The organism is Planococcus sp. MB-3u-03 (genome assembly GCF_002833405.1).
In the GTDB taxonomy this organism is placed as follows: domain Bacteria; phylum Bacillota; class Bacilli; order Bacillales_A; family Planococcaceae; genus Planococcus.
Map to the genome: position 1 here is coordinate 1289079 of NZ_CP025135.1, position 18473 is coordinate 1307551.

Here is an 18473-nt window from a genome sequence, read left to right on the forward strand (position 1 = left end):
CGCTGTGCTATTGAGGAAACGGGCGGCCGATGGAGAAAAGAGGGGGAAATGCTGTGCTTCGAATGGGTTTACAAATGATGTTGTTTTCGTCAGTCTTGGTTCTCGCCGGCTGCGTCAGTCCTGAGGACGATCTGGTGGAAGGCGTTTCAAGCGCCAGGGCGGCATTTGAAGAGGAAGCGCCGGAACCGAATGAAACGGCCGGCGAAACGGAGCTCTATGTGCCCGGGGGCTATGAAGTGGAACAGCCTTCAGATGATCATAATGTATTGATCACCCGCGGCAGCCAAGCGTTTGCGTTGTTCCTCAACCCAAACGAAGCACCGGACAGCACGTTCTTCTATGATTTGCAAAAAGCGAATCCGGAAGAAACATGGCTTGCTGATGAGAAATTCAGCCAGCATGGCCGGTTCGGGTTCGTCACTGTGCGGACGGTTGCAGAAGACCGCTATGAATTGGTGGTCAGTTCCGGAGGCGCGAAACTTTCAACGATTACAGAGCAAGCAGCGCTTCGAAACCATATGGAATGGATGATGAAAACCACCCGTTCCATCGAAGCGGCACAAGAGGAGTGAACAACATGGAAAAATTGCAGTCAGTCCAGCAATTCACGCAGCTGGCAAACTCAGAGAACGTCATCTTCATGTTTACGGCTGGATGGTGCCCCGATTGCCGGGTGATCGATCCCATCATGCCAGACATTGAAAAGAAATTCAGCGACTATACTTTTGTCTCGGTCGACCGGGACGAATTCATCGATCTATGCATCGAAAAAGATATTTATGGAATCCCGAGCTTCCTCGGATTCCGTGAGGGACAAGAACAAGGGCGTTTCGTCAGCCGCGACCGCAAGACGCAGGAGGAAATTGAATCGTTTATCTCCAACCTGTCGAAATAAAAGGGAAAACGGTTCTCCTGTCTGCAGGATGAACCGTTTGTTTGTGAAAAGGAGGAAATTAGGAATGAAATCCGCCGAGTTATTTACTATACTGAAAGAGCGGGTTGCAAATGACCAGTTGAGCTGGACATTGGACCGCCAAAAAGATATCGCAAATGTTAGGCATAAAAAGCTGGGGAAAGGCATGACCATTTCCTTGCCGCAAGTGATCAACCGTTTCGAAACGAAAGGCGATTCAGCAATCGAAGAAATCGCCTATACAATTTCCGAGACCTTCCAAGCGATGGAACGGGAGTCAGCAGGGGAATTGCCAGGCGAACAACATATTTACCCGGTCATCCGCTCGACTTCGTTTCCGGAAGAATCGCGTGAAGGCCATCGCTTCCTGACTTCGCCGCATACAGCAGAAACGCGTATTTATTACGCACTCGATGCCGGGACGACTTACCGGCTGATCGATGAAAAAGTGTTGGAAAGCCTAGCGCTGACAGCGGAACAAGTGCAGGAGATCGCTAAATTCCAAGTGAAGAAGTTGAAGACGGCTGTCAAAGAAGACCATGTGGCAGGAAATGTCTTCTATTTCCTGAACGAAAACGATGGTTATGATGCCACGCGCATCTTGAATGAAACATTTTTGAAAGACATGAAAAAGAAAGTACAAGGGGACATGACAGTCTCAGTGCCCCATCAGGACGTCTTGATCATCGGTGATATCCGCAACGAGACCGGATACGATGTGCTTGCCCAGATGGCAATGCATTTCTTCACGAATGGCAAAGTGCCGATTACGTCCTTGTCGTTCGTCTATGAAAACGAGGCGCTTGAACCGATATTCATCTTAGCGAAAAACAGACCCGAGAAGGAGAACGATAAAAAATGAATGCATTCTATAATAAACAAGGCGTCGGCGATGTGCTGCTCGTCCAATTGACATTGGAAAAACCGGAAAAAATCCATACGGAACAATTTGGGGATGTGACCTTGATCAAAAATGACCAACAGGAAATCGCCGGTTTCAACTTGTTCCAAGCAAGCGATTATGCAGACTTACAGGAAGGGCAGCCTGTAGAAGTGACGGAAGCACTCGTGACAGCGCTTCAAAATGCATTGGAGAAAAACGGTGTTTCTCATACCCTGGAAGTCGATTTGACCCCGAAATTTGTCGTCGGTTATGTGGAGTCTAAAGACAAGCACCCGAATGCCGACAAATTGAATGTGTGCCAAGTGGCAGTCGGCGAAGAAACCTTGCAAATCGTTTGCGGCGCGCCGAATGTGGAAGCGGGCCAAAAAGTGGTCGTTGCTAAAGTAGGGGCGGTCATGCCTTCTGGGATGATCATCCGCGACGCAGAACTACGCGGCGTCGCTTCTAGCGGCATGATCTGCTCAGGGAAAGAATTGGACTTGCCGGATGCACCGGCGGAAAAAGGAATTTTGGTATTGCCGGAAGATGCGCAAACAGGATCTCCATTTGAAATGAAGGTGTAACGATGAGCTGGATGAAAAATATGTGGAATAAAATGTTCTCAGAAGACACGGAAACAGAAGAAAAGCCGTACGTGCGCAGTGAAGAAACACAGCATGTCGAGCCGAAACCACAGGACAGCAAGCCGGCTCCGTTCCGGTTTCCGCTCATTTCCGATGAAGAAGCGAAAGGCATGCCTGTAGAGAACAGTAAACCTGAACGACGGGAAGAAAAGCCGCGTTTTGATGCGCCTTTAAAAGAAACGGAAGAAAAAGCATACGAACTCGATGCCTTGGAGCCGAGTGGTAAATTGCCGAAACCGAATGTAGGGCGTAATAAGAAAAAGCGCCCCCATGTGCCGAAAACAGCTGAACCGCAAGGCCTTGATTTGCCGGGCAACACGACGCGGCGCTTCCAGCCGACGCGTGTAGCTTCCCCTGTGCACGGATTTACAGACCGTCCGGCGCCAATCGATGAATTATTGGAACAGGAAGCGAAAAAGAGAGCCGAACTTGAACGTAAAAATGACTGGTCGCAACGCAGCCTCCAAGAATTGTACAAGAAAAGCGATGATCGGTTGCCACAGGCGAAAAAACCGCGTTCCAGCATGGAAACAACGGTGTATAAGCCTGTAGAACATCAAGAGCAAGCGCCAGAAATGGCAACTGTTAGCGAAAAAACACATGAAAAGACGCAACCTGAAGAAGACCAGCAAGCGGAAAAAAAGCCTGAACCCCAGTATGAATGGGCAGACCGCAGCCTTCAGGACTTATTGCCGAAAAATCAAAAAGCCGCAGCAGCACCTGAACAAGTATCTGAACAAGCGGAAGTAACGGTATACCGCACAACAGATCAAGAACAGCCATCGAACGAGGTGGAGGATGCCGGCAACGCTGAAAAAAATGAGGAAATCACCCAGGAAGATACTGGAAAGGGTGGCCCGTCGGCAATTGCTGAACCGCCTTTAACGGAATCGGCAACGCATACAGAAGCGGCGCAAACTGCCCAGCCGGAATCCGAGCGTGAAGAACCTATACATAGCCCGGAGCCGAAACCGGTATTGCCGCAGCCGAAAACACAGGATAATGGCAAAAAGGAACGAACGGTGCCATTTAATGTGTTGATGCTGAAATCGGATAAAGAGCGTTTGCCGAAACAGCAACAAGCGCCGACAGCGGAAAAAAAAACGGCATTAATAGAGGAACCCGCAGCTGAACCGGTAAGTGAGGATGAAAAAAGCTATGCCGGCTATCAATTGCCTGGCCAGGAGTATCTACTAGAGCCTGAAAATGACTTGAAAGATGAAACGTGGATGGAAGAACAGGGCGAGCGCCTTGTCGAAGCTTTGTCACATTTCCAGATCAAGGCGGAGATTGTCGGAACGGTGCAAGGGCCGGCCGTCACCCGTTTTGAGCTGCGTGTCGCGCAAGGAATCAAAGTGAGCAAAATCCGCAACTTGGCCGACGACTTGAAATTGGCGCTTGCGGCGCGGGATATCCGCATACAAGCTCCAATTCCTGGAAAAAGTTCGATTGGCATCGAGATCCCGAACCGCCAAAGCCGCGCAGTGCGTTTGTCGGAAGTCATCGGGAGCCCAAACTTCAAGGCTTCGGATTCACCGCTTGAAGCAGCTCTCGGGCTAGATCTAGCAGGGAATCCGGTCACGCTTGATTTGCGTAAGATGCCACACGGCTTGATCGCGGGAGCTACAGGGTCCGGGAAAAGCGTATGCATCAATTCGCTGCTCGTCAGCCTGCTGTACCAATCTTCGCCGCGCGACTTGAAAATGCTGTTGATCGACCCGAAAATGGTCGAATTGGCTCCTTATAACCACATTCCGCATCTGGTCAGCCCGGTCATCACAGACGTCAAGGCAGCGACCGCTTCCTTGAAATGGGCCGTGGAGGAAATGGAACGCCGTTATCAGCTTTTTGCCCATACAGGGGTTCGTGATTTGGATCGTTACAATAAAATGGTCAATGACAAAGGACAGCCGGCACAGCATCTGCCGTATATCCTGATCGTCATCGATGAATTGGCCGATCTAATGATGATGTCGCCTTCAGATGTGGAAGATTCCATTTGCCGCATCGCCCAAAAAGCACGTGCGTGCGGAATCCATTTAGTGATCGCTACACAGCGCCCGTCAGTGGATGTCATTACAGGCTTGATCAAATCCAATATCCCGACACGTATCGCCTTTTCCGTTTCGTCTCAAGTGGACAGCCGGACGATCTTGGATACCCAAGGAGCTGAGCGTTTGCTCGGGCGAGGGGATATGCTCTACTTGGGGAACGGCATGGCCGCGCCGAACCGCTTGCAGGGAACTTTCGTGACAGATGATGAAATCGAAAAAGTTATTGCCCATGTGCGTGCACAAGGAGAGCCCGATTATATTTTTAAAGAAGAGGAATTGATCCAGCGCAGCCAGTCGCCTGCCGAACAGGACGATTTGTTCGAGGAAGCGTGCCGTTTCATCATGTCGCAAGGAAGCGCATCGACTTCATTATTGCAGCGGAAATTCCATATCGGCTATAACCGGGCTGCGCGTTTGATGGACCTGATTGAAGAATATGGCTTCATCTCCGAACAGAACGGCAGCAAGGCGAGAACGGTGCTAATTACGGAAAGCGATATCGAAGAAGTGTTCCGTTGAACCTAGGCGCCGCCAGAATTACAGGAATTATTGATTATTTCAGTGCCTCCGAACTTTGTGATATAATCGGAGCATTGTGAAAAACCACCCAGCTATTGATTCCGCACAGGCGGTTTGACTAGACTAATTTTCCACTCCCACAGGAGGTTCATTTATGACAGTATTACATTTTACGGGCATTAAAGGCTCTGGCATGAGCGCGCTGGCCCAAATCATGCATGATATGGGCGAGTCGGTGCAAGGCTCTGATATCGCGCAGCATTTCTTCACGGAAGAGCGGCTGCGGGAGAGAGGCATCACAATTTTGCCTTTCGATCCCGAAAACATTTCGCAGGATATGACGATCGTCGCCGGGAATGCATTTAACGACGAACATCCAGAGCTGGTCAAAGCCCGTGAAAGCGGCGCGACCATCATCAGGTATCATCAATTCCTTGGCGATTTGATGAAGCAATACGTATCGGTCGCCATCACCGGCGCACATGGGAAAACTTCGACGACCGGTCTTATGGCACATGTGCTGAACGGCTATAAGCCAGTTTCTTACCTAATTGGTGACGGAACAGGCTCGGGCCAGGAAGATTCCCATTTCTTCGTAGCGGAAGCATGCGAATACCGCCGCCATTTCTTGGCGTATCACCCAGATTATGCGATCATGACTAATATCGATTTCGACCATCCCGATTATTTCGGCAGCATCGACGATGTCTTCAAGGCGTTCCAGGAAATGGCGCAGCAAGTGAAGAAATGCATCATCGCTTGTGGGGATGACGAATACTTGCAACAAATCCAGGCACCGGTGCCGGTCGTCTACTATGGTTTTGGCGAGGAAAATGATTTTCAGGCGCGTAATATCGTCAAAACGACGGAAGGCACGACATTTGATGTGGTCATCCGCAATGAATTCTTCCATACGTTCACCATTCCGATGTACGGCGATCACGCTGTGTTGAATGCACTCGCTGTTATTTCGCTATGCCAGTATGAAAGCATCCCTGCGGATATCATCCAGCGCCAATTCGTGAGCTATGAAGGTGTTAAACGCCGCTTCACGGAAACAGTTATCGATGATCGCGTGTTGATCGATGATTATGCCCACCACCCGACGGAAATCCGCGCAACCTTGCAGTCGGCGAGCCAGAAGTATCCGGAGCGCGAACTGATCGCGATTTTCCAACCGCATACATTCAGCCGTACGCAGACCTTCCTCCAGGAATTTGCTGATTGCCTGCAGGAAGCAGATCATGTCTATTTATGCGATATCTTCGGTTCTGCTAGAGAAGAAGCCGGCACTTTGACAATCCGGGACCTTCAGGAAAAAATCGAAGGCAGCCAGCTGCTGCAATTGGAAGATATCGAAAAACTGGCTATCCACAATAATGCAGTATATCTTTTCATGGGAGCTGGAGATGTAACAAAATTCCAGCAAGCATATGAAGAAGCTTTAACAACGCCGAAAAAAGCCTAACCATTACATATGGTTAGGCTTTTTTCTTATGGAGACAAAAAAGGCGTCGCAAATATGAAAATGTTAGGCAATGCGTGCAGGCATTTAAAAGCTTTTGCCGAATAATATTAGAGGCGTGTTTAAACCTGTATAGGGCAGGGTAGAAAACAGGTATACGAAATTTAACTAAACCGAAGGAGGAAACAGAATGGATTGGTCAATCTTGCTTTACATTGCCGCGATTGTTGCCGCTGTTGGATTTTTAATTCTATGCGTAGCGCTGGCGATGACTTTGAACTCACTCAAGAACACATTAAAAGAGGTTTCCGGCACTGTTTCAGGGCTAGAGAATCAATTGCAGGGAGTCACGTTGGAGACGACGAACTTATTGCATAAGACGAACGAACTTGCAGAAGACATCACAGTCAAATCAGAAAAATTGAACGGTGTCGTCGATGCAGTCAAAGGAGTCGGAAACTCTGTAACAGACCTGAACTCTACAGTTCGCCACATCACTTCACGCGTCGGCGTGCAAGTTGAGCAGAACGAAGACAAAATTGCTCAAGTGGTCCAGTGGAGCAATGTTGCAATGGGCATTGCTGATAAATGGAAAGAGCGCAAAGTATACCAAACACGCAGCACAGAGCAATACACGCCGGTTCCTGGCCAGAAGAAATTGCCAGGCAGCAGCGACCAGTACTAATACCATCAAATCACCAACATAATGGAGGAATGGACAATGGGAAAAAACAAAAATACTTATTCGAAACCTGATTATAATGAATCCCAGTACAATGGCGAGTATTATACGCAAGGCGGCAAATACAGCGACCAAGGCGGACAATACGAACAAAGCCAATACGTACCGCAATCATACGGTTCATCAAGCCGCTATGACGATTTATACGATTACGAAGAATCGAACGGTGGATCAGGCTTCTTAACAGGCATGATCGTCGGTGGTCTTGTCGGGGCGGCAGCAGCATTGTTCTTCGCGCCTAAAGCAGGCAAAGAATTGCAAGCTGACTTGAAGACGCAAGCGACTACTATCAAAGAAAAAGCGCAGCAGTCGAAGGACTCAAGCGATTCAAATGATGGCCCTGGCTTCACGCAGCAATTGAAAGAACAGTCGACAAAAGTGGTCGATAAAGTGAAGAACATGAAAGGCAGCAATTCACCGATGGATGACGGAACAGCTTCATCTGAAGGTGAAGAAAGCGTAGAATTGCTGGAGACAGTACAAAACAAAGTCGATAACGGCGACAAAGCCGGAAACGATGCGTTCACATCTACAGCCAATGCTTTAAAAGAAGCGGTTGAAGAAGTGAAGGAAGAAAACAAATCGAGCCATAACGACTCGAATACGTCAGCGGGCACAAATGCTTCTGCAAGCCTTCAAGGCTCGGCTGATGCAAAATCTTCCTCAAGCGCTAAAGGCTCTACATCTTCACAAGGATCCTCATCTGCAAAAGGATCATCAAATTCGCAAGGATCTTCAAATGCTAAAGGATCTTCTAATTCACAAGGATCTTCAAATGCTAAAGGATCTTCTAATTCACAAGGATCCTCGAATACAAAGGGATCTTCAAATCCACAAAGCAATCAGAACAAAAAGAATTAATTTTGGGAGCGGTTGAAATGGAAAACTTCGTACATGTGAGAAACTTGGATGAGCTTAAGCAAGCGGTCGGCAATGAACAGCATTATTGGCTGTTGAAACATAGCAGCACTTGCCCGGTCTCAGCAGGCGCATGGAAAGAATATTCAGAGTATGCATCATTGCATCCCCATCAATTATTCCTTTATCTCGTCGTCCAGGAAGATAAAGAACTTTCGACGTCTATCGAGGAAATAACAGGGGTTCGCCATGAATCGCCTCAACTCTTCCATTTTGCCAGCGAGCAAGTTGACTGGCATGCGAGCCATAATAAAATCAAAAGCAAAGCGATGGAAGCATTCATCGCCTAGCCCAAATGCAATAATAGGAAGAGCGGATGGATTTATTCCATCCGTTTTTCTGTGGAAAAAATATTTCTTGAAACGGCTGTGCGCCCCGCCACACGTACATTTTGCCTTCGAAACACCTTGTGAAAACGCTTTAGCGCGTTGAATCGCTAAACATATTTCGTGACTTTGCTGAATAGTTTGCTTATAATGGTCATATCGTGTTAATATGACACCTATTATAGGGTCACTCTTGAAAGGGGAAGTGGAGAATGAGTCAGACAGAATTGGAACAGCTTAGAGAACAAGTGGATGCAGTAAACCTGCAAATTCTTTCTCTTATCAACGAGAGAGCTTCCGTGATCCAAGAGATCGGGAAAATCAAGGAAAAGCAAGGCGCTACTAAGTACGATCCATTACGCGAGCGTCATATGCTTAATCTATTGAAAGACAATAACAATGGTCCACTCGATCAAAAGACGGTCGATCATATTTTCAAGGAAATCTTCAAATCGGCACTCGATATGCAAGAAGAGGACAGCCGCAAAGCACTTCTCGTTTCCCGCAAGAAAAAAGCGGAAGACACAGTCGTTTCCGTCAACGGCGAGAACATCGGCGAAGGCACACCATCGTTCATCTTCGGCCCATGTGCTGTTGAATCGCAAGAGCAAGTTGACCAAGTAGCACAAGCTATCAGCGACAAAGGCTTGAAACTGATTCGAGGCGGGGCTTACAAGCCGCGTACATCGCCATATGATTTCCAAGGACTAGGGTTAGAAGGCTTGAAGATGCTGAAAAAAGCAGCTGATCAATATAAGCTTGGCGTTGTGACAGAAATCGTGACACCGCATCATCTGGAAGAAGCGTTGGATTACCTGGATGTCGTTCAAGTCGGTGCACGCAATATGCAGAACTTCGAACTATTGAAAGCTGTTGGGCAGATTAACAAACCGGTGCTCTTGAAGCGCGGCATGTCTGCTACGGTCGATGAGTTCATCAAAGCAGCTGAATACATTATCGCTAACGGCAATGACCAGATCATCCTTTGCGAGCGGGGCATCCGCACATACGAAAAAGCGACGCGCAACACGCTGGATATTTCCGCGGTGCCGATCTTGAAACAAGAAACGCATTTGCCGGTCTTCGTAGATGTTACGCATTCTACTGGCCGCCGCGATTTGCTATTGCCTGCAGCTAAAGCGGCAATCGCCATCGGAGCTGACGGCGTGATGGCAGAGGTCCACCCAGATCCTGCAGTCGCACTTTCTGACGCACAGCAGCAAATGAGTTTGCCGCAATTCGATGAATACTACGATTCATTGATGAAATTCATGAAGCAGTACGAATTGAAAGTATGAGCAAAAGCCGGACTCGTTCCGGCTTTTTTGTGTTTTAAAAGGCAGGCAGCGGGAAAAGGTCATGGAATAAGTATTTAAAGATGGACAGTTTCATGAACTTTCCCGAATAGCGCTGCTGCATTACATAATAAGAGTTGATATTCATAAAGCTGTTATCGTATCATTGAATGAAAGAATGGAACAGGAGGGCGCAAAATGACCGTTACGATTTATGATGTGGCACGTGAGGCAAATGTTTCCATGGCTACCGTATCCCGGGTAGTGAATGGCAACCAGAATGTAAAACCAGCCACAAGAAAAAAAGTATTAAAAGTGATCGAAGAACTCGGCTATCGTCCGAATGCCGTAGCTCGTGGATTGGCGAGCAAGAAAACAACAACGGTCGGCGTCATTTTACCGGATATATCCAATAGCACGTATTCTGAACTGGCACGGGGCATTGAAGATATCGCGACGATGTATCGCTACAATATCATTCTCTCCAACTCGGATCAAAATCCGAACAAAGAGCTTCAATTGCTTGAAACGATGCTCGGCAAGCAAGTGGATGGGATTGTCTTCATGAGCGATGTCATCTCGGATGAATTGCGCAAGGAAATGCAGCGTTCCCCGACACCGATCGTATTGGCGGGTTCAATCGATGATACAGCATCGATCGCTTCCGTTAATATCGATTATTATGCAGCGGCTTACGAAGCAGTCAAGAAATTCATCGACAGCGGCCATAAGAAAATCGCTTATATTTCAGGCCCCTTATCGTCCGAGATCAACCGGGAACATAAGCTGAAAGCCTATCAGGATGCATTGCAGGAAGCAGGACTCGATTATGACGAGCGCCTTGTCGTCGAATGCAATAACACATACGAGGAAGGCCTGGAAGCTGTAAGCACACTGGAATCGATTGAACCGACAGCGTATTTCGTCAGCAATGATGAAATGTCGATCGGCGTCATCCATCAAGTGGAAGCGCTCGGCAAACGGATTCCGGAAGATGTAGAAGTCATCACGTATGAAAACTCGAAGCTTGCACGCATGGCACGCCCGATGTTGACGGCTGTAGCGTTGCCGCTCTACGATATCGGCGCGGTGTCGATGCGCTTGTTGACAAAATACATGAACAACGAAGAAATTGAAGAAAACCAAGTCGTGTTGCCTTATCGTCTCGAAGAGCGGCAGTCGACGAAACACGAATAGGCTTAAACAAAATTTTGGCCATTGAAAACCGCCCTTGCGACGGGATTGAATCAATCCTGAAGCAAGGGCGGTTTTTATTCAAACTGCGGAATATTCCGACTAAACCATGCGTGGCTTATTGATTGCGGATCATATACAGCGCTTTATCGAGCATTTGCTGGTTTTTCGGTGATTTCCTCTTTTCGCGGAATCGGCTTGTACATATTCTCTGGATCTTCCCATGTCTCGATCAAGGGAACAGGGGATTCGGGCTGCCAGCGCTTGAGCCATGCTTCAGGCAGCTTCCCGTGCGGCAAAGGATGGCTGTTCATTTCCATCCATAGGAGCGACCAGGCACGCGGTACGACCCGCCAGATGTCATAGCCGCCGCCGCCGACCGCTATCCACTTGCCATCGCAGAACTCATGCGCCAATTCATGGGCGATTTTCGGGATTTCGCGGTAGATTTCCATCGTGCTGCTCAAATGGGTCAAGGGATCCAAATAATGTGCATCGGCACCGTTCTGGCTTAAAATGACATCCGGCTTGAAATGTTCAACGATTTCACGCATGGCGGTCCGGTAAATATCCAAAAACGATTCATCTTCAGTGAAGGCATCGATCGGGAAGTTGAATGAAGTGCCATAGCCTTGGCCACTTCCGCGTTCATTGATATTGCCGGTGCCGGGGAATAGGTAGCGTCCCGTTTCGTGGATCGACACGGTACATACATCCGGGTCGTCATAGAAGCACCATTGCACGCCGTCGCCGTGATGGGCATCCGTATCGATATAGAGGACGCGTGCACCGTATTTCTCTTTCAAGTAATGGATGGCGACCGAGCTGTCGTTATAGATGCAAAATCCGGACGCCTTTCCTCGGAATCCGTGGTGTAAACCGCCGCCGAGATTCAAGGCATGCTCGGCTTTGCCTTCCATCACTTGGTCGACAGCGGTCAATGTGCCGCCGACCAAACGGGCACTCGCTTCATGCATATTTTCAAAAATCGGCGTATCTTCCGTACCGATGCCGTAACCTTCCCCGGCTTCCGGAGTGATTTCGCCGCGGCTTGCTTTCTTGACGATATCGATATAGCGCTGGTCATGCGCGAGCAATAGTTCTTCATCTGTTGCAGTCCGTGCAGGCACAATCAAATCCTCTGGAAGGGCGTCCATTTCCCTAAGTAAATCAATGGTAAGAATGAGCCGTTTTTGGTTGAACGGATGCGTATCAGAAAATTTATACCCCAATTGATCTTCTGAATAGATGAAGACAGCGTGTTTTTTCATTCCTGCATGAGATTCGGCCATAAGACATCGAAACCTTCTTTGCGCAGATCTTCAATAATGGAAATGGGGTTCATCGTTTTGATACGGAAAGCCAGGATCTTATTGGAATTGTCTTCCCGATCCGGGTAGACGAGTACGCTCAATACATTGACTTTGTGCTCATAGAACACTTTGCTCACTTCATAGAGTGCGCCTGAACGGTTAGGGACTTTGATTTCGATTTGAGAGCCCGGCTGGTGTGCGCCGGTCAATTCGATATACGTATACAATAAGTCGGTTTCTGTCAGAAAGCCGACGAGTTCGTTTTGGCTAACGACCGGCAGGCAGCCGATCTTCTGTTCATAGAACAGCAAGGCGATTTCTTCGACAAAATCGAGCGGGTGGGCGATCATCGGATTTTTGGTCATGATCTCCGATACTTTCTTTTTATACGGTTCGCCTTTCGGGGATACCGTGAACATGGAGGGCATGGCATCTTTCAAGTCGCGGTCAGTGACGATGCCGACCACTTTCCCGTCATCAACGATGGGCGCGTGGCGAATCCGTTTTTCTTCGAACAGATCCAGCACGTCTTGGACGGTCTGGTCTGAGCGCAGCGTGAAAACATCCTTCTTCATGATTTCTTCTACTAACATACAAACACCCCTTTAGTAATCAGTACATATAGCGGTTCATGAAACGCAGCTGGTCGAACTTCTGAACTGACTCTGGATCGACGCGAGAACCGATACGCGCCATCAGCGTATTGGCTGGATGCGAGCTGATTTCCGGATCGTCAGTAGCGAAATATTCAAGCCCGCCTGCTTGCATCATCTTTTCCATAATTTTTCGATATTCCCACACATTCAGTCCGGTTCCTTTTAAATCCCAATGCCAATAATATTCGGTCGTGATGACGATGAAATCGTTAAAGGCATCATCCATCATCGATACTTGCAGCAGTGCTTTGCCGACACCGGCACCGCGATATTTCGGAATGACCTCGATCGCCCCGAGCTCGATCAAGTTTTCCATCTTTCCTTCGGACCAGCGTTCAAGTGGATCGGGGTAGAGGTATGTAACATACCCGACAATCGTGTTCTGGTCGCGCGCAATCAAAATGCGCCCTTCCGGTAAATTCGCTATTTCCGTGATGGCTTTATGCTGCTGTTCCGGTGGGCGGAAAGCGACCAAATCTTCATGGAAATCAAGCTCTTTCAATTCCTTTGATGGGACCGGCCCTTCGATGATGAGTGGCCCGTGTTTCGTTTTCAATTCCATCGCATTATACGTCTTCTTATGTTCCATCATTTCACCGCCTGTGGTTGCAATTAGCTTCATTATACATGAAGGTCGTCAGGAAAAGAAAGTTGCTTGGGTAAATACACCGTATTTTCTAAAGAATTAAAATTATTAGCATTTCCCTTCCAGGTTGATGTAGAATATAGAGAAACAAAGGGAAAGGGTGATTTATGTGAAAGTGGAAGCGTTACCAGCAAAACCAGGGGAGCATTATTTACATAATTACGAAGAGCAATCGGCGGATTTCGATTGGTCGGAAGTTGAAAAAGAGTTCAGCTGGTCGAAAACCGGTAAGATCAATATGGCCCATGAGGCGATTGACCGTCACGCTGAATCGGACCGCAAGAACAAAGTCGCTCTCTATTATAAAGACCAGCATCGCCATGAAACGTATACATTCTATGAGATGAAACGGATGACGAACCGTGCGGCGAACTTGTTGAAAGCACATTCCGATTTGGAAAAAGGGGACCGCATTTTCATTTTCATGCCGCGTTCTCCTGAACTGTATTTCCTCATGTTCGGGGCTTTGAAGATGGGCTTGATTGTCGGGCCATTATTTGAAGCATTCATGGAAGGGGCGATCTATGACCGGCTGGACGACAGTGACGCTAAATCGATCATCACGACGCCGGAATTGCTCCCGCGCATCCCGAAAGACCGGCTTCCGAATTTGAAGACGATCTTCCTTGTCGGGGAGGAAGGGGCAGAAGAAACTGAAGGCCATATCGATGTGCTGAAGCATCTTCATTCCTGCTCAGATAAATTCGATGTCGAATGGCTCGACAAAGAAGACGGGTTGGTGCTTCATTATACCTCGGGTTCTACAGGCAAACCGAAGGGCGTCCTGCACGCACAATATGCCATGGTTCAGCAATACCAGACAGGCAAATGGGTGCTCGATTTCCAGGAACAGGACATTTACTGGTGCACAGCTGACCCGGGCTGGGTGACGGGTACGGCTTATGGCGTGTTCTCGCCGTGGCTGAACGGCGTGACCACGGTCATTCTCGGCGGCCGCTTTTCTCCGGATGCCTGGTATCAAGCGATCGAAGATTTCGGCGTTACGGTCTGGTACAGTGCACCGACAGCATTCCGCATGCTGATGGGCGCCGGGGATGCATTGGTGAAAGAATACGATCTGTCGACATTGCGCCACGTGCTGTCTGTCGGTGAACCGCTGAACCCCGAAGTCGTCAAATGGGGAGCGCAAGTGTTCGATAAACGGATCCACGATACGTGGTGGATGACGGAAACCGGCGCGCAGGTCATCTGCAATTACCCGTCGATGGCTATCAAGCCCGGTTCGATGGGCAAACCGATTCCAGGCATTAAAGCGGCGATTGTCGATGACCAAGGCAAGGAATTGCCGGCAAACCAAATGGGCAACCTGGCGATCAAGAAAGGCTGGCCGTCCATGATGCGCCAAATCTGGAATAACCCGCAAAAGTATGATTCCTACTTCCTGAATGATGAGTGGTATGTATCCGGTGACTCGGCTTACATGGATGAAGACGGCTATTTCTGGTTCCAGGGCAGAGTGGATGACGTCATCATGACTTCAGGCGAACGTGTCGGGCCGTTTGAAGTGGAAAGCAAGCTGCTCGAGCATCCGGCAATCGCTGAAGCAGGCGTCATCGGAAAACCTGACCCTGTGCGCGGGGAAATCATCAAGGCGTTCGTCGCGCTTGTTGAAGGCCATGAGCCTTCGGATGAATTGATCGAGGACATCCGCCAGTTCGTCAAGAAGGAATTGGCGGCCCACGCAGCGCCGCGTGAAATCGAATTCAAAGACAAGCTTCCGAAAACACGAAGCGGCAAGATCATGCGCCGCGTCCTGAAAGCTTGGGAATTGGACTTGCCGACTGGCGATTTGTCCACAATGGAAGATTAAAAAAAGCCCCTCTGCATTTGCAGAGGGGCTTTGATTATGCTGCGTCTTCTTCACTTTCCGGAGCCTCCGTCTCAGGTTCTGACGGCTCTTCTGGTTCCTCCGGTTCTTCAGGTTCTTCAGGTGGTGCTTCTTCCTCTTCTTCCGGTTCTTCTGGAGCTGGAGTTTCTTCTGCCGGTTCTTCCTCAACAGGCTCTTCTTCCGGCTCTTCTTCCGGTTCCTGTCTTTCAGTTTCTTGAGATGGAGCCGGAGTTTCTTCTCTTTCCGGTTCCGGTGCAGGCTCCGGTTTCGGCTCTGGTTTTGGCGCTTCGATCGTCACGCCATTGGATGCGGCCGATTGCCGGCCTGTGATATCCACGGCGACGACTGTGTATGTGCCGGGGCCAGGTGCGTTATAGGAGTTGCTGCTTGATTCGGAAACAGAAGCGACTCTGCTGCCGCCGCGGAAAACACGGTAGCCGACGACATCGTTCGAAGCGGAATCGCTCCAAGTGATTGTGCGCCCATTGATCGATGTTCCGACCGGTGCAGGGGCTGCGCTGTCTGCGTCGAATTTCGCGCTGGAAACGACATTGCTGAACCTGGAGCTACCAGGGAATAATTTGCCGGCGTCTCCGCCAAATGGAGCGAGCATGCGGTCGACATATTCTTCCGAGACACCGAGGCCGCCGCCTGATACAAATTCACTTGGCGTATTCGATAGGGCAGCATAGCGTTTGCCGTTGATGGTCGTATACGATCCGCTGCTCAAGCTGTCATCGCCGTCTTTCGGTGTCATGATGTCAGCGATGAACAAGTCGGAGCGGACTAAACCTGCTTTTTTACAAGCATCGCTCGGTGCGTAGCCTGAAATGCCGCAGAACGAGCGGGTGACGACGCCGTCAGGTTCCTGGAATTTGTCTCCGGTACCGATTGCGTCAGGAGCAACATCATAGGTCGTATTCATCAAGTTCGCCCATAATTGGTTGACGCGGACGGATGGCTGCAAGTTCTGGTTTCTGAAATTATCCAGCGAATATTTTTCCTTGTCATAGCCGAGCCAGACGCCCATCGTGATGTTAGGGTTGTAGCCGACGAGCCAGACGTCGCGTGTTTCTTGTGTAGTTCCGGTCTTGCCTGCAAAATCAGCATTGAATTTGAGCATGCCGTTTGCACGGTTTGCCGTTCCGCGGTCTGTCTTGAAGACATCGCGCAGCATATCGGTCAATACGTAAGAAGCTTGAGGGGTGAAAACGTCTTTCGCCTCGGCCTCATGTTCATAGATGACATTGCCGTCTGCGTCCTCGATTTTATCGATTATGGTCGTTTCCATATGCTTGCCGCCGTTAGCTAAGGTGGCGTAGGCATTGGCGACTTCTTCCACCGACCCTTCGATGCCGCCGCCAAGTGCTGCTGAGACGACGCCATCGTTTTCATCAACGCGGGAGAAGCCGTTGTCGATCATGTATTGGATCGGCATCTCATCACGCATTTGTGCAAACAAACGCAAAGCGGGAAGGTTTTGGGATTGCGCGAGTGCATCGCGTGCCGGCATGATGCCTTGTTCACTTGTCGGGATGAAGTTTGCCGGTTCGTAGCTACTGCCGTTGTCGTTCATGGTGAACTTCACATCGACTACTGGGCTGCCTGCGCCGATTACGCCATTTTCCAGTGCGGGGCCGTAGACTAGCAATGGCTTCACCGTCGAACCGATCGAACGGTAAGCTTGCGTTGCATGGTTCAAGTTCTCGATTTCGTGGTCACGCCCGCCGACGAAGCTCAAGATACGGCCGGTATCGTTTTCCAATGTGACACTGCCGACTTGTACGGGCAATTGGCGGGTTTGCGTTTCGCCGTCTTCATCAATATAATCTTCAGATAAAGTCGTGCCGTATCCTTGGTAGGCTTTCTGTGTGTTTTCTTGCGCTACATATAACTCTTTATTGATGCTGGAATGGATGCGGTAGCCGTTCGACCGTACGGCCCGGTCTGCGAGAATCGCATATTCCTCATAAAGGTTTTGGTCTTGCTTCAGTGTTTCGGGATCTACGCCGTTTTGTTCCGCCAATACATCCATGATGATGCGGGTGGCTCGTTTTTCAAGCTCGGCTGTCACAAATGGGAAGTCTTCGTATGAACGGGTTTCATCTTTGCGGAAATCAGCGACAATATCGTATTCCAAAGCTTCTTGATATTCCGCTTCCGTGATATAGCCCGTTTCAAGCATGCGGTACAGCACTGTTTTCATGCGGTTAAGGCCAGGTTCTAAAGCTTCGCCTTCTTTAGGCGTACCGCCGGGCCCGTATGGTGTATAGCTGAAAGGCGCTTTCGGGATTCCGGCGATGAATGCTGCCTGCGGCAAGTTCAACTCGCTTGCAGGCACATTGAATATGCCTTTTGCTGCCGTTTCGATTCCCGCGATATTCATGCCTGCCGAGTTTCGGCCATATGGAATGATATTCAGGTAAGCTTCCATGATATCTTCTTTGTTCATGAATTTCTCAAGGCGCATGGCCAGGAGGATTTCTTTCGCTTTTCGCTCGTAAGATACTTCATTTGTCAAAATTTGGTTTTTGATCAATTGCTGCGTCAAAGTCGATCCGCCGGTTTGGCTGTCTGAATTGGAGACATCCTGGAACAAGCCGCGCATGATCGCTTTCGGGACAATTCCTTCATGTTCATAAAAATATTCATCTTCTGTAGCCAGGACTGCGTCGATGGCCACGTCGGAGACATCTTCCAAAGTGGTTTCTTCTCGGTCAAGATCGGTCTGCAATTTGCCAAGATACGTATTGTCGGCGAAGTACAGTTGGGAAGTTTCTTCATAACTATAGATGTCCGACAGCATTTCATCTTCGGTCCGCAGCTGTTCTTCGTCCACCAGTGAAGCGAAATAGCCAGCTCCTGCCGATGCGGCAAATACGCCGCCTGCCACCAGTATAATAGCTAGAATGATTGCCAAATTCCAAATGACTCCCGTGGTAATTTTAAAACGCTTGAACCACTTATGGGAAGTCCATCTATCGGTTGTTTCCTCTGCCTTCAATAACCATCTTCTTAATTTATCTTGCACATTATCCCCTCCTAAAATCTTTTCA

The 18473-nt window shown here is 49.0% G+C and carries 15 protein-coding genes and 1 pseudogene; 12 read left to right on the forward strand and 4 right to left on the reverse strand.

The window, feature by feature from the left end; translation table 11 throughout:
• Nucleotides 1–62 precede the first annotated feature (62 nt).
• From CW734_RS07770 to ccpA, 11 genes are all read left to right on the forward strand, one after another.
• Nucleotides 63–572, forward strand: coding sequence for a hypothetical protein (locus tag CW734_RS07770; protein WP_101190062.1), 510 nt, complete (start codon nucleotides 63–65; stop codon nucleotides 570–572).
• 5 nt (nucleotides 573–577) lie between these two features.
• The gene (locus CW734_RS07775; RefSeq protein WP_101190063.1) at nucleotides 578–895 is read left to right on the forward strand and encodes a thioredoxin family protein; all 318 of its coding nucleotides are present in this window, start codon (nucleotides 578–580) and stop codon (nucleotides 893–895) included.
• A gap of 64 nt (nucleotides 896–959) precedes the next feature.
• The gene (locus CW734_RS07780) at nucleotides 960–1775 is read left to right on the forward strand and encodes a DUF1444 family protein (RefSeq protein ID WP_101190064.1); all 816 of its coding nucleotides are present in this window, start codon (nucleotides 960–962) and stop codon (nucleotides 1773–1775) included.
• Nucleotides 1772–2380, forward strand: coding sequence for a YtpR family tRNA-binding protein (ytpR, locus tag CW734_RS07785; RefSeq protein ID WP_101190065.1), 609 nt, complete (start codon nucleotides 1772–1774; stop codon nucleotides 2378–2380). Before CW734_RS07780 ends, ytpR begins: the two co-directional genes overlap by 4 nt.
• Nucleotides 2381–2382: 2 nt before the next feature.
• Nucleotides 2383–5013: a DNA translocase FtsK gene (locus CW734_RS07790; protein ID WP_101190066.1), complete on the forward strand. Its 2631-nt coding sequence runs from the start codon at nucleotides 2383–2385 to the stop codon at nucleotides 5011–5013.
• 154 nt (nucleotides 5014–5167) lie between these two features.
• Nucleotides 5168–6481: a UDP-N-acetylmuramate--L-alanine ligase gene (gene murC / locus CW734_RS07795; RefSeq protein WP_101190067.1), complete on the forward strand. Its 1314-nt coding sequence runs from the start codon at nucleotides 5168–5170 to the stop codon at nucleotides 6479–6481.
• Between the two features lie 187 nt (nucleotides 6482–6668).
• Entirely contained in the window at nucleotides 6669–7163 is a 495-nt protein-coding gene (locus CW734_RS07800) for a DUF948 domain-containing protein (RefSeq protein WP_058381125.1), read from the forward strand.
• A 36-nt stretch (nucleotides 7164–7199) separates the two neighbouring features.
• Complete coding sequence (locus CW734_RS07805) at nucleotides 7200–8081, forward strand: YtxH domain-containing protein (protein ID WP_101190068.1); 882 nt, start codon at nucleotides 7200–7202, stop codon at nucleotides 8079–8081.
• A 17-nt stretch (nucleotides 8082–8098) separates the two neighbouring features.
• The gene (ytxJ, locus tag CW734_RS07810) at nucleotides 8099–8428 is read left to right on the forward strand and encodes a bacillithiol system redox-active protein YtxJ (protein ID WP_058381123.1); all 330 of its coding nucleotides are present in this window, start codon (nucleotides 8099–8101) and stop codon (nucleotides 8426–8428) included.
• 248 nt (nucleotides 8429–8676) lie between these two features.
• The gene (locus CW734_RS07815) at nucleotides 8677–9762 is read left to right on the forward strand and encodes a bifunctional 3-deoxy-7-phosphoheptulonate synthase/chorismate mutase (RefSeq protein WP_101190069.1); all 1086 of its coding nucleotides are present in this window, start codon (nucleotides 8677–8679) and stop codon (nucleotides 9760–9762) included.
• A gap of 195 nt (nucleotides 9763–9957) precedes the next feature.
• The gene (gene ccpA / locus CW734_RS07820) at nucleotides 9958–10956 is read left to right on the forward strand and encodes a catabolite control protein A (protein ID WP_101190070.1); all 999 of its coding nucleotides are present in this window, start codon (nucleotides 9958–9960) and stop codon (nucleotides 10954–10956) included.
• A 115-nt stretch (nucleotides 10957–11071) separates the two neighbouring features.
• Here ccpA and CW734_RS07825 read toward each other — a convergent pair.
• The 3 genes and pseudogenes from CW734_RS07825 to CW734_RS07835 all read right to left on the reverse strand — a co-directional run bounded on the left by CW734_RS07825 (nucleotide 11072) and on the right by CW734_RS07835 (nucleotide 13511).
• Nucleotides 11072–12224, reverse strand: a pseudogene (locus tag CW734_RS07825) (acetoin utilization protein AcuC).
• Nucleotides 12221–12859 carry an acetoin utilization AcuB family protein gene (locus tag CW734_RS07830; RefSeq protein WP_058381120.1) on the reverse strand — a complete coding sequence of 213 codons (639 nt, stop codon included), beginning with the start codon at nucleotides 12857–12859 and terminating at the stop codon, nucleotides 12221–12223. The pseudogene CW734_RS07825 and the gene CW734_RS07830 overlap by 4 nt, the downstream one beginning before the upstream one ends.
• A gap of 19 nt (nucleotides 12860–12878) precedes the next feature.
• Nucleotides 12879–13511 carry a GNAT family N-acetyltransferase gene (locus CW734_RS07835; RefSeq protein ID WP_101190071.1) on the reverse strand — a complete coding sequence of 211 codons (633 nt, stop codon included), beginning with the start codon at nucleotides 13509–13511 and terminating at the stop codon, nucleotides 12879–12881.
• A gap of 166 nt (nucleotides 13512–13677) precedes the next feature.
• Between CW734_RS07835 and acsA the strand changes: the two genes are divergently transcribed.
• Nucleotides 13678–15399: an acetate--CoA ligase gene (gene acsA, locus CW734_RS07840; RefSeq protein WP_101190072.1), complete on the forward strand. Its 1722-nt coding sequence runs from the start codon at nucleotides 13678–13680 to the stop codon at nucleotides 15397–15399.
• 34 nt (nucleotides 15400–15433) lie between these two features.
• Here the strand turns inward: acsA and CW734_RS07845 are convergent, their stop codons facing one another.
• On the reverse strand, nucleotides 15434–18448 hold the full coding sequence (locus CW734_RS07845) for a transglycosylase domain-containing protein (protein WP_101190073.1): 3015 nt from the start codon (nucleotides 18446–18448) through the stop codon (nucleotides 15434–15436).
• Nucleotides 18449–18473: the final 25 nt, after the last annotated feature.